Below are 14370 nucleotides of genomic sequence, written 5' to 3' on the forward strand. Positions count from 1 at the left end.
CGCCATGATTAGCACAGTCGATTGAGGTAGAGTGCTTATGTGGTTTAAGATCGAAGTTGTTATAAAACAACACCATCTGTAGGAAAGATAGTTAATTTCATTATTACGATGCTCTGTTTTGTTTTGCAGTTCCTACTACATATAGGCAAAAAATATATCAAATATCATTTGAATCTAATGAATTATATTTAGGCAGAGCGCCACCTTTATCCCAGGTAATACTATTAATGCCTAGCTGATGCATAAAACTACGTATCAATATTGGTTGAACCTCTAACATAGTTATCTCAGGTTTTTTCTGTTTTAACTGTGTCATCTCAAGTAAAGGGTCCCCACAGGGGTCAATATAGAGAAAAGGAGTTAAATCCATATTAATGTTAAAAGCTAAACCATGATATGAGCAACTATTGCGTATACGTAATCCAAGTGAGCATATTTTTTTTCCATCTATATATACACCTGGTGCACCAGGTCTTATATATGCATGTACAGCAAATACCGCCAAAGTCTCGATTACTGTTTGTTCGAGGGCGACTACTAATTGATGAACTCCAATGCGCCGTCGCTTTAGATTTATCATTACATATAACATTTGTTGACCTGGACCGTGGTAAGTAATCTTCCCACCTCGATCACTCTTCATAAGGGGAATGTCTTTAGGTAATAAGAGGTGTGTTTTCTTGCCTGTCTGGCCTTGTGTAAATACTGGAAAGTGCTCTACTAGCCAGATTTCATCTGGTGTCATATGATTTCTCTGATGGGTAAATTGCTGCATAGCGTCTACAACAGATACCCAGGTATGTAAACCCAGTGCTCGAATAATAAGCGTGTCTGGAGATAAAATATGCATTCCTATACCACATGCCGCACTAGATATTCTTATCTTAAATAAATGTTATTGCCATAAGATATATACTGATTATAGCTTCCAAGGGAAAATCTATTAACAGAGATACTTCATAAATCAGTAATTATAAGACCATGTAAACTTTGTCAATACTACCTAATATATCATATAGCGCTTCCACCTGCTGAATGTGAGTTGCAGTAATGGTGATAGAGATTGAGGAATATTTTCCTTTTCCACTAGTTTTCAGTACTGGATTGTATTCACCAGGAATATAAAGTTGCACTATTTTAACTATTTTTTCGACTAAGCCAGGGCTTGATATAGCTATAATTTTATAAGTAAATAATGTAGGAAACTTAAGAAATTTTTTAAGATTACTTTTCATTGATACTCCAATGCTATCAGGTTAAGGATCCTAAATCAGTACTGTATTACTTACATTGTGAAAAATAGATTATTTTATTAGATATATTAGGAGTGATTAGAGTAATCTGTGTAGGTCTGATCATATGATACCGTGAGTGAGTAATAAATAATTTTATTAAATTATAGCTAATAACCTGCTCGTACTTGATTAAAGCGCACCACTATATCAGTCGTTAAATATCCAGTGAATCGATATCAGTTACTTTGAGCGTGTCATGTTCTATATGTATTATTTACATATTTTATGTGCAATTATAACAATATATCTTATCAAGTGTATTAATCTATGATTGTTTCAGAATAACGTAGCATGAAGTAATAAAGTAATGTATGTATCTGATAATCATTTAGTATAATATTAGTATAAAGTATTCTCGACAAGTTTATCGAGATCTGAAAAATCTACCCTGTTACATTTAGATTTAACAATCTATACTTTTGTATTTAGTAAGTAACCTGTATCTTTATACTAATTTTACTAATTTTACTAATTTCGGCTATAGTATCATTAATGCTTTCGCTCAAAGAAGGTACAGTATATGATACTGATCAGCTCATAAAGACAATAGAGAGCATAGACTTTATAATATATATAGAATCATTTAATATTATTTTGCGGTCTGTGGGTAATGCGTATGCTTTTGCTGGTTTTGATGTTGGAATAAGAAGTATTTGTGACATAATTTAAAGAAACCATAGAGGTAGAAGCGCTTCTTTTCAGGACATGTCAAAATTGATTATATCATTACATCATATGATCCATGTTATTTAAAAGTATAAACACACTATTTTGAAAAAACCGTATTGAGCGCTAGTGTATTACCAAAAGATTACTATCTAAAACATTATGCTTTTTATGAATTTTAACTATATACCAGCTTCCAGTATTAGTACCCTTACTAATCATACTCGCACTGACCAGTGCTACGGACTACTATAAGTCTAATATCTTATCTAGAGTTCAGAAGTATTATTTCAATATCTGACAAGATGTATGCAAACAACTCTTGCATGACTTAAAACCTGTTATGATAACCTAGAAACATTATGCGTCAATTTTTGGCCAAGCATTACGCAAACCAACAATACGATTAAATACTAAATGAGTTACAACGGAGTGTGTATTATCAGTACAAAAATACCCTTCTCGTTCAAATTGGTAAGGAAAGGAGGCTTTTGCACATCGCATGCTGGGTTCAATAAAGCCCTTTTTAATAACTAGTGAGTTTGGGTTTAATTCTTTGATAAAATCTTCTGTTGCTAACGGATTAGGTGAATTAAATAGCCTATCATATAGACGGAATTCTGCAGCAAGAGCATATTTTGCTGACACCCAATGAATCACTCCTTTGATCTTACGACTATCACTTGGATTTTTCTTCATAGTGCTCATATCACAGGAGCAATACAAGACAATAATATTACCTTGGGCATCCCTTTCTACGCCTTCTGCTTTAATCACATAAGCATAACGTAAACGCACCTCTTGTCCTAAAATTAGGCGTTTAAAATCTTTATTTTTCTCTTCTTGGAAATCAGCACCATCAATATAAAGTTCTCTGGTAAACGGAACTACACGTGTTCCACGCTCATGTTTTTGAGGGTAATATGGTATATTGAGCATTTCTTCATAATGCAGTGGAAGATTTCTAATAAGCACTTTAATTGGATTAATAACAGCCATTACTCTTGGTGCATTAGTATTTAAATCGTCACGAATACAGCTTTCGAGCATTTCCATATTAATCATGTTTTCTTGTTTTGTAACGCCAATACGACGGCAAAATTCGCGTATAGATGCTGCTGTGTAACCTCTGCGACGCATACCGGAAATAGTAAGCATTCTTGGATCATCCCATCCTTCTACAATATTTTCAGTCACTAGACGATTTAGATGTCTTTTAGACATGATGGCATATTTAAGATTGAGGCGTGAAAACTCATACTGTCGCGGATGCACGGTAATACTAATATTATTCAAAATCCAGTCATATAGACGACGATTATCTTGAAACTCTAGAGTACATAGTGAATGGGTAATTCCTTCAAGTGCATCAGAAATACAGTGGGCAAAATCATACATTGGATATATACACCACTTTCTTCCGGTTTGGTGATGTTCTTTAAATTTTATACGATAAAGTACTGGGTCACGTAGAATAATAAAGTTGGACGTCATATCAATTTTAGCACGTAAACAGGCGGCACTTTCAGCGATTTCACCATTACGCATTTTAGAAAATAATTTTAAATTATCACATATACTACGATTACGATATGGGCTATTTTTCCCCGGTGAAGTTAAGGTTCCCCGATGCTCACGAATTAAAGTAGGTGATAATTCATCAACATATGCTAATCCTTTCTGAATGAGCTCAATAGCATATTGATATTGCTTTTCAAAATAATCCGAAGCATACCGGACTTTGCCATTCCACTGAAATCCTAACCAAGTTATGTCACGCTTAATAGATTCAATAAATTCTAAATTTTCTTTTGCCGGATTGGTATCATCAAAGCGTAGGTGACATTCCCCCTGGTAGTCCTGAGCTATGCTAAAATTTAAACAAATAGATTTTGCATGACCAATATGCAAATAACCATTAGGCTCTGGTGGAAAGCGAGTACGCACCATTTTATGTATGCCCTGTGCTAGATCTTTATTAATAATTTGACGGATAAAGTTAGTTGGGTAGCCTGAGATCTTACTCATTTTAATATCCTCAGTAAAACTGATAAAACTTTATTTGAAACATATTCAAAGCATAGTAGTTACAGTTACAGTTAGTATTCATGTATTAAAGATTACTGATTACTATATCAGTAATAGTGAGCATTAAGCTTAATTATCGCACTTATTGAAATATAGCATTAAGAGATTCTCTTAATAGAAAACCTGCTGTAAATTGTGTAGATATTTTTATTCTATAGGGGTCAGAGCTGATCTATGGAGGTAATAAAATCTGAATTTAGGAAAGTATTGTAGATGGTGTTATCATTGTCTGACTTATTGACACCACGTAAAAAAAGATAAATCACTCCACCAAAGTGCTTCTGATAATGGTAATCTACCAAACGATGACGTAAGTATCGATGTAGCGCCAAGGTGTATAATTGGTATTGTAAATCATAACGGTGCTCCCGCATTGCTTGAGTTATCCTGTTCTTGGTATAATCGCTGATACTCTCACCGAACCAATGAGATTTGTAGTCTAATAGATAATATTTACCTTCCCAAAAAAATACTAAATCAATTGAACCTTCCAGCATACCTTCAATCTGTTCAAATCTAAGTGGAGGGCAGCTTGCCGATAACGGATCGTGTGTCATAATCCTATTGAGTCTTTCTGTTGTAAGTGGTTGCGAAAACAGTAAACAAAATTTTAGTTCCACCTGTCTGTCCTTCATGGGTATATTATATAAACTCACACCGGTTTCATTTAAAGTAGCATGAAGAATATTCTGAATCCATCCATGTATTACTGGCACCCACTCCTGGCTTAACCCATAATGAAGAATTTGTCTCTCTAACCAAGTAATGCTCAATGGTGCACAAAAATCTATACTTGATAGCAATTTATGAAGGAAGACTCCTGATTTAGCGCCCCTTGGAAAAGTATGTTGGGTGTATTGTTCACACTCGAGTATCTTACTCTTAGTGTTTGATTTGTTTACAGCTGAATGAATACTAAGGTTCTTGAGCAATAATTTATCTATATTACTAATACTAGTAGTTTTGCCTTTCTGCAGCAGATCTGAATAACTTGTAATTTTCCAATTATCTTTTACAGGGGGTGCTAGCGTTTGATGATTGAAGTTTTGGACGTCGATAGCATGATTATCAATATTCTGCCATAACTTTCCCTTGTGTCCTAATGAAATAGTAACAGTAGTTGTTTCCGTATTGAACGCCTGAAGTGCAGATTGCAAACTACTAGCGTCCATCACCTGCCCCTTCTGGATCAAATAACCCAATGCACTACGATGCCAATGGCTTTTGCTAGGTTGTTTACGTGAGCCTATAAAGAGTGGCGCAATACCAACACTACAGTGAAATATAGCGCGTGTAAGCGCTACATATAATAAACGTAGATCTTCCGATAACCGTTCCTGATCAGCAAAGATCATATTGTGAGTGTTTTTCTGTAAGTCAAGCACGGTAGTAAAAGTTTGATGATCATAATACACAGCATCCTGTGCTTCGCGAAAGGTAGAAAAAAATGGTATCCACACTAACGGATATTGTAATCCTTTAGATTTATGGATTGTGATAATTTTTACTAAATTATCACTACTCTCCGGGCGAATGCGTTGGCTAGGGATATTACCATCCGGTTTCTGAATCCTTGTGGTTAGCCAGCGTATCAAAACTTGTTCATTTATACAGCCCAAAGAGGCTTCCTGTAACACTTCACCTAAATGTATTAGATTAGTTAAGCGACGTGTGTTATTAACAGACTCTAATAGGTTCTCAGAAATTTTCTCCTGTTGTATTAGCTTACGAAGCATAGATAATACCCCGTGTTTTTTCCAGCACTTGTGATAATCAATGAGTCTCTTCACTAAAGAATTCCAAGCTGCTTCCTGGTTTTGAATCGAACAACGAGTTTCTGAATCTATGTCTAAAAGACTTGTTGCTAAATCACTTAGTAAAATGGATTTCTTATCTGGTTTGAATATTGCCTGCAAAAGATATAGCATCTCTTGTGCTTCTAATGTAGAAAATATGCTATCTCGATTAGAAAGATATACTGATGGAATATTTAGTCTATATAGAGCTCGCCTCATTATTTCTGCTTCACTGCGACTGCGTACCAATATGGTAATATCTGAGGCTCTCACGGACTGTTGATTATCGATGTAACCTAAGAAAGCTTTACGATGTTTACTTGCATGCAACCAATGGCTAATTTCTGCAGCGCACTGTTGTGCCATAAATTCTTGATAATCACTGGCATTGATAGTATTACCTGGTTGTAGCCAAAATTTTATAGCAGGTTGTATCTTAGAGTTTAAACTAAAATGTAAATTATCATTAGGTGTAGCCGATTTAACATGCGTAAATGGTATTTCGCTAAAAACAAAAGGATTCTCATGATTTAAAAATAAAAGGTTAACAGCATTAACCATGTCTTTAGATGAGCGCCAATTTGTCTCTAATGTATAACGCGTCCTAATTTCAGAGCGTGCACGCATATAGGTAAATACATCCGCGCCGCGAAACGCATAAATTGCTTGTTTGGGGTCTCCTATTAATAATAGCGCGCTATAAGATGTGTTATGATATATAGCATGAAAAATACGATATTGCTGTATATCAGTATCCTGAAATTCATCGATTAATGCTACTGGGTAATGCTTTTGAATAGCTTTGGCTAATATTGTACCATTTGGTTTGTGTAATGACGAATGCAGTAGAGTTAAAAGATCATGAAATCCGATTTTTGCACGTAAAGATTTTTCTTTTTTGATAGAGCATCGAATCTGCTTCAGCGCTAAGGTTATAAGATAACCACGCAGGGAGACGGGATTTGAAAGAAAGGTGTCGATCTGCTGAAAGATAGGATGATTCAGTTGCTCCATCTGTGCACTGTTATTCAGTAATTCTCTTTGACTAAAATTTGCTAGATATTTCACTATAAAGTAGTCTACTGTCTCAGTATTTGCCCACTTTGTGATACTATCTAACCAATATGGCAGATTTTTTCTATTATAACTGCGGCGATTAATGCTAGATTTCTCAAGTAATTCCTGTATGTTTGGTGCGCTTAACCACGCCTGTTTAATATGTTTAATACGTTCTATGATTTTAGAATGCTGCTGTTCGATACTTTCATGAATGTCATGGGTTGTTTTTAGCAGAATCTCCTCCCTGTATAGCCATGGTGATAATGTTTCTAGTAACTGTTCTGGCCCAACCCAAAGCTGTCGTACAATACGAGCAATTTGGTGGGGTAATGGATAGCAATATCTTCTCCAGAAATCGAATGTTGCTTGACGTTGTAGTGAGGTTTCATCTATAAGCAATTCTTGCTTAAAAAGCACACCAGACTCAAAAGTTTTCATATGTAAGATGCGTTGACAGAACCCGTGTATAGTAAAAATAGCTGCTGCATGCATGTGACGCTCAGCTATTAATAGATTTGAGATAGCTTGAGGTAAATCTGTTATCTTGGAGATTAACTGTGCTAGGACTGGATTGGAGGTGTGTCTGCGCATACAAGCAATACGTAATTCATGTATATTACTACGAATCCGTGTACGTAGCTCAGCTGTAGAAGCTTCAGTAAAAGTTACTACTAAAATTTCCTCAACTGACAACCGTCGTATAAAATCTGACTGTTGTCCTAAACCTAGTAGCAGACGTAAATAGATCAAGCCAATTGTAAAAGTTTTGCCAGTCCCTGCGGAAGCCTCAATGATTATTTCACCTTTCAAAGGTAATGTTAGAGGTTGCAATTTAGCACAAACTTTCTGCATGAGAATCAATCCTAGCTAAAGTAATAGCACATATCGAGGATATACCTATTTTTTGGTATTGTTCTTTATGTGTATATTGAAAATAGATACTAGTGCTATTCAGCACTAGAGGATAGTAAGTCTCAACATTGATTTAACTGTAATTTTTAAAGATAGATCTATTATTTTGCGTTTACATGTATCAATACATTTAAAGATTTTTCTATTTTTATCAAAACAGACGTGTATCCATTCATATAATTAAAACTATAAGTATATGAGTATTAGATTGATAAAAATATGATAATCCAGTATTAAAGAAAGATACTTTCATTTTAAGAATGAGTAAAAATTTTACATGATATCATACTTTTTAAACGATGGAAGGTAAATAAACATTAATACATTTATGTATGGTTAAAACTTATCAGAAGAATAAATAGAAACAGTGATTTACCTAGTTCATAGAACATATTTATGCTTTATATATATATCACTAACGTAATATACGTTATACAATGAATAATATTTCATTAACATTTTCGATAGAATTATTAGCTAAATTATTAGCATTAGGAAAAATAATATATAAATACTTTTTTAATAATCAACAACACATTATATGGATGATTGATTCAAAACTAAACAGTAAAAATATTCAGAATATATATCTACCTAGATCAGTATCTATCTCTGTTTAGAATTTATATCAAAATATAGAATTGAGGCCCTATAATGAGATCTATAATGAGATATTGCATTAATAGGATTATATCTCATCTAGATTATTAATACAAAATATTTTGGTTTCTATAAATTTTATTAAATTCTAACTTGATGCTATGAGCAATTAATTAAAATAGAGATTTATATATCTTAAAAGATATATTTGTATTACAAAACTCTAAAGTATCATAGATGTAATAATGAATAGTATTTAAATAAAACTTGAATGCTTTTTAAGAACCTACTACACTATTTATAGTGTTTCTATACTATGAATACATTCTAAAATATGTTAGTATTAGACTATGAGATAAATATTATTTATAGTGTTGTTCTTGTTTTATTGCTTAAAATATACTCGATTGTTATCGGAAAATTCTAGATACAGGGGTCAATGTGTTACCACCAATAGCGATCTTAATACTAGTTTGACAGTAGAACACAAGCAAAAAAGGAGTCGCAACTAACACGTTAATGATACGCGTAATAGTAATAGTAATAGTCATAGTAAGTAGTAATATAGTACTATTACATAGATTTCAATACAAATACATAAGTTATACTAAAATAGTAAGAAGCATCATGAATGTTTTCATAGTTAAGCTTAAGCAAGTCAATTTCTAGTGGAATAAAAAGCTTGCTGCTAGCATAAATTATATACAAAACATTAAAACATAAATAGTTTTATTGATTTTCTGTATTAAATTATGGCTGATTTCTGGAGATTCTATTGAATATTAGGTCAAATTTTACTTACATAAAGATTGGTATGAGCTCTATGCTCATTAAGAGGATTCATGAATAATATCCGTGAGACTATAGAGTCTAAGCTATTTAGTGCATTTTCTCCTGAGCATCTGCAAGTATATAATGAAAGCAGATATCATCCTAAATATATAGGTGTAGATAGTCACTTTAGAGTATTCATGGTGAGTAAGATGTTTAATGATCAAAAGTCACTGAAAAGACATCGTGCAATTTACAGAGTACTGTGTAAAGAAATGGCAAGTACTGTTTATTCATTGTCTCTAAAGATTTACTCTTATTCAGAATGGATCACAGCCCGGCATGTTACCGACTCAAGAGTAAGATTAGAATCTCCACGCTGTATTAGCTTGAATAATAGATGACTAGCACATCATATACATCTAATAAATTTCATTCGCAGTGTGAGCTGGAAAAACAAGACTGTTCTAAACAGACTTCAATTATCATGACTTTTAAAGTGCTACTGTTTGATTTTAAGTAAAAATATTCCAGAATCTTGAGTTAAAGAAATCAGTAATGGTTTTTTACATAAAAAAGTATCATAATATAGATGTTTACACTTGTATTATCTCTTATTGTAATATAATACATCGTATTAGCATTAGAATGAGATTCGTTAATCCAGAATAATGTATTTCTAATTGCAGAGGTAGATGTACTCTATCAGGATGCCAGTTTCAAAATTTATGAAAAATATCAGGATGCCAGTTTCAAAATTTATGAAAAATATTGCTTACACGTCCTGCATCAAAATTATCGATCGATTATTTTTATCAGGACATACACATAAAAGAAAATTTTCTATACTATAACAGTAGATAGTATTATCTTATATAGTAGATAGTATTATCTTACATTAAGATGGTTGAACTCTTAAGATGTAAGATGAAATCAGTGTAGTAAAGTCAAGAGATAATATATGCACAACATCAAAGCTCTTAGGATCATAGTTAGTTAACTAACATGTTATATTAATTTAGAATGATATAGTGACTTCGAGAAAAAACCCATTAGAATGGCATATACTGCAGACTTCTAGAGAACGATTTCAGCATCTATTCTTAGAATATCCAATAGTGAATACGGATTGTTTTCGTATCGTACAAGCACGTCTCTGTAATGGACTGGACTTATTATTCAAAACTATAGCGCCAGTACCGATTATGTTAATTAAAAGTCCCGAGAGTAGTATATACTTTACATTTTTACAAAATATTCTTCTATCGATACAGGAAAGAACAACAGATAAAGTAAAAATACTATATGGTGGTCGTTACGAAATCATTGAGCATACAGTCGGCTGGTATCCAGCGAAAACCATACAGGATAATTTTGCTACCTATGGTGGTGTACATCAGGCGGACTGGATTGAGCACGATAATCTTTTTGGTTGTGTGCGTTTATATAAAAATAAAGTCTTCCTATCACCAGGTTTAGTGCACCACGCTAATGGTGGTTGTTTAATACTGTCTCTGCGTGCTCTATTGGCACAGCCATTAATGTGGTTTCGCTTAAAAACAATACTTACTCGAAAACAGTACGAATGGTATTCTAATGATCCATCTCAACCTCTACCACTAGATATCCCGCCCATGCCCATGTCTTTTCGTCTTCTACTGATGGGTGAGCGAGAGATTCTGGAAGACTTTAAAAATCTAGATTTTGAATTAACTAGAATCTCCTTATATAGTGAATTTGAGGATACAATTATATTATCAGATGATATAGCATTTATGAATTGGAAAATGTGGGTACAAAGTGTTGCGAATGCTCTAGAGTGTCCCCCTGCTGATTATAATTTCTGGTCAGAGTTAATTCATGAGGGTACGCGCTGGACTGGGGATCAAGGGTGTCTGCCATTAAATCTAGACTGGATTAGTTATCATTTACAGGAAGCCCGATTGTATTCTAAAGATGGGTTAATGAATGGAGATAATCTTAGGAAGGCCATCCGAACGCGCGCATGGCGGGAAGGATCGATAGCAGAAAAAATTCTAAATAATATTGAACAGGAACAGATCCAAATCGACACAAAAGGTGAGGTAATAGGACAAATTAATGCCCTATCAGTAATAGAATTTCCAGGTCATCCATGCGTTTATGGCACCCCTGTTCGTATAAGTTGTACAGTCCATACTGGTGATGGTGAGTTCATTGATGTCGAACGTAAGGTAGATCTTGGTGGTAGTATTCACTCTAAAGGCCTCATGATTATGCAATCTTGGCTAATGTCGACATTAAAACTAGAGCAGAATATGCCATTTTCTGCATCATTGGTCTTTGAACAATCATATTCAGAGATTGATGGTGATAGTTCTTCACTCGCTGCGCTCTGTGCGCTGATTAGTGCACTAGCGTTAAAACCAATTAATCAACAGATTGCAGTTACAGGTTCTATAGATCAGCTAGGTAGTGTACAATCTATAGGTGGAATTAATGAAAAAATTGAAGGATTTTTTCAGATCTGTAATCAACGGACCCTTGATGGTCATCAAGGGGTGATTATACCCTCCACCAATATTCGTCATCTTGCATTACATCAAGATGTCATGCAGGCCATAAAAAATGGTACATTCTACGTATGGGCAATATCTAATGTTGATGAAGCCTTGCTTATATTGACTGGTATACCGTGGGATAATGAAGCAGAGCCGTCTCTTTTGTCTTTTATTAAAGAGCGCATTACAAAGATTACTCTGCAGGACACTCGTCGACGTATAGGATCACTGCGTTGGTTTAACTGGATAAGATCAATATAGTTTGCTATGCGCGATGCGTTATGTCTATTTGATTTTGTGAAGTTGAGAGTCAAAAATCTATCTCCAAAGACAGATTTTAAAACCCTAATAACATAAACATCATGAAGGTTTTAAAAATACATATTTATGTCATAGTCCTTAATGATACTATGATCAATAATCAATCTAATATTGATTATTTTAGACTAATGACTTATCATATAAAGTCTATTATTCTATTGCCTCAGAATACAACATCATCTACTATCCTATCAATATTTTTACTATCTATATTACAAATATAGATAGTAATTAATTTAATAATTAAGGTTGTTAATAGCATTAAGTATAAGTTTTACAGACTCTGGGTTCCATCATACAGTACGATAAAACTAATAAATTTTCACGATAATACGTTTGCGTTTGAAAGTACAATATACATGCAGTGCTATCTCGTTCAAGATCATCTATCTGAATACAATTGACCAGATGATGAGAAGATATATATCTTTGGATATATTTCAAATGTTTGATGACATATTTTGGTGTAAAAGTAAAAACTGCTGTAAAAGTAAAAACAATAAACAATATATAGAAAATTTCTATCAAAAAGTATGACATACTAAGTCAATATTGCTAACTTATGGTTTATGGTAAAAATAAAATTTTGTATTCGATGCCGATAAAACCGCCTAAGACTATTTATTTTTAATTCTGCGACACTTAAAATAAACTATTCTTATATTATTTATCTTGTAACAATCGATTCTTATATAAATTTTATAGCAGAAAATAATTGATAAGGATATATATATCCTTACGTTTAATACAGAATAACCTGTAATACTAAACAGTAATTTTTATTGATAATATTTACTATTAATAGTTATTAACATGATACTGAATAATATGTATTAAAAGAAGAATGATTAAATAAAAAATACACATTTAGGTTATATCTAAATATCCTGTATATATTTCAGTCTATCTATACTTTAGGGCCAATCTAAGGTTATAAGTACTATTAAGCACAGCATGAACTATATACCTTTAGATTTTCTACATACAATCAACCAATATCAGGTGTATGGAATATGCTAAATCAATCTGTTTTTTATACAAAAGAAGATTTAATCGCCTCTGGGCGTGCTGAGCTTTTTGGCATAGATGGCCCTCCGTTACCATCCGGTAACATGTTAATGATGGATCGTGTAGTGCGCGTTACAGAAGTTGATGGAAAATATCACAAAGGTTTTGTTTTAGCGGAATTGGATATTCACCCGGATTTATGGTTTTTTTCGTGCCATTTTATTGGTGATCCAGTTATGCCAGGCTGTTTAGGACTAGATGCTATGTGGCAACTAGTCGGTTTTTACCTTGGTTGGCTAGGAGGAAAAGGTAAAGGTCGTGCGCTAGGTGTTGGTTCGGTAAAATTTGCTGGACAGATTTTACCAAGCGCTAAAAAAGTGTCTTATCTTGTTCATATTAAACGCATTATTCAACGTAAGCTTATCATGGGTGTAGCAGATGGTGAGGTAATGGTAGATGGTGAAATTATTTATACTGCTACTGATTTAAAGGTGGGGCTCTTTAAAGATTCGTCCTCCTTCTAATAGAGCAGAGCATAGATACAGGGAGTATATCTATAATAGTTAATTTAGAAAATTTTGCGCAAATGCCATGTGATTCTTAATTTTTTCTATAATTATTGTATGTAAGACAAACATTGCGGGTTGATTAGATATAGTTTAGAACTACATAGTAGTAGTGCTATATAGTAGATTGTGATTTTTGTCATTACATATTTTCACTGTATAGTATAGATTCGGATTAAGAATTTTGCCATCTAGTTTATAAAACAATTTCGTCGTATAGTCATAAGCTTGTATTGAATACCACCTACACCAGATCTATTATAGATAATAAATTGTAATAAATTGAATATTTTTATACTTTTTTTAAAAATTATGACTACTTCTCATATCACTAAGGATGAGTATTGAATAGGTTATTCTGCATATTTATATTTATAGGATTGTATTTCTATCGTATAGAGATACATGGTGATCACGATTGATTGTTTATTAGAGATTGTCATCGACAGTATATTTATATTAATCGATAGTAAACTCTGTCAGTATTCAGGAAATCCAATAACTAATCTCTTAGTTTACGATAAAGGAACGCTCATTAGTTTTTGTGTAAAATACAAATATTGGCTAAAATATACTAACCTAACGCGTAATACACTTCTGATAATCATAATGTATCTCATGGGCTATCGAGAGATATGACGTGTATCACTTCATCACTGTATGTAAAATCTTTATATTATATTCTTATACAATTACAGCATGGCAGTATTTGCTATCATTGAGTACACCAAAGTGATATACATATATA

General features: G+C 33.2%; 7 protein-coding genes. 3 read left to right on the top strand and 4 right to left on the bottom strand.

The genetic code is table 11. The features are described 5' to 3' along the window. Window positions 1–157: 157 nt before the first annotated feature. The 4 genes from lipB to recB all read right to left on the bottom strand — a co-directional run bounded on the left by lipB (window position 158) and on the right by recB (window position 7756). Complete coding sequence (gene lipB, locus CIPSTX3056_RS01780; RefSeq protein ID WP_083595502.1) at window positions 158–850, bottom strand: lipoyl(octanoyl) transferase LipB; 693 nt, start codon at window positions 848–850, stop codon at window positions 158–160. A gap of 121 nt (window positions 851–971) precedes the next feature. Then, complete coding sequence (gene ybeD / locus CIPSTX3056_RS01785) at window positions 972–1235, bottom strand: DUF493 family protein YbeD (RefSeq protein ID WP_072666249.1); 264 nt, start codon at window positions 1233–1235, stop codon at window positions 972–974. A gap of 1086 nt (window positions 1236–2321) precedes the next feature. After that, entirely contained in the window at window positions 2322–3989 is a 1668-nt protein-coding gene (gene glnS / locus CIPSTX3056_RS01790) for a glutamine--tRNA ligase (protein WP_072666250.1), read from the bottom strand. Window positions 3990–4210: 221 nt separating this feature from the next. Beyond that, window positions 4211–7756 (bottom strand): exodeoxyribonuclease V subunit beta, encoded by a 3546-nt coding sequence (gene recB / locus CIPSTX3056_RS01795; RefSeq protein WP_072666251.1) that lies wholly within the window; start codon window positions 7754–7756, stop codon window positions 4211–4213. Between the two features lie 1502 nt (window positions 7757–9258). Here recB and CIPSTX3056_RS01800 point away from each other — a divergent pair. The 3 genes from CIPSTX3056_RS01800 (at window position 9259) to fabA (ending at window position 13580) form a co-directional block, all read left to right on the top strand. Continuing rightward, on the top strand, window positions 9259–9591 hold the full coding sequence (locus tag CIPSTX3056_RS01800; protein WP_072666252.1) for a BolA/IbaG family iron-sulfur metabolism protein: 333 nt from the start codon (window positions 9259–9261) through the stop codon (window positions 9589–9591). Window positions 9592–10218: 627 nt separating this feature from the next. Next, a complete protein-coding gene (locus tag CIPSTX3056_RS01805; protein ID WP_072666253.1) occupies window positions 10219–11988 on the top strand; it encodes an AAA family ATPase in 1770 nt (589 codons plus the stop codon). A gap of 1073 nt (window positions 11989–13061) precedes the next feature. After that, entirely contained in the window at window positions 13062–13580 is a 519-nt protein-coding gene (gene fabA / locus CIPSTX3056_RS01810; protein ID WP_072666254.1) for a bifunctional 3-hydroxydecanoyl-ACP dehydratase/trans-2-decenoyl-ACP isomerase, read from the top strand. The last annotated feature ends 790 nt before the right edge of the window (window positions 13581–14370 follow it).

This window comes from Candidatus Erwinia haradaeae, from assembly GCF_900698965.1.
GTDB lineage: Bacteria > Pseudomonadota > Gammaproteobacteria > Enterobacterales > Enterobacteriaceae > Erwinia_E > Erwinia_E haradaeae_A.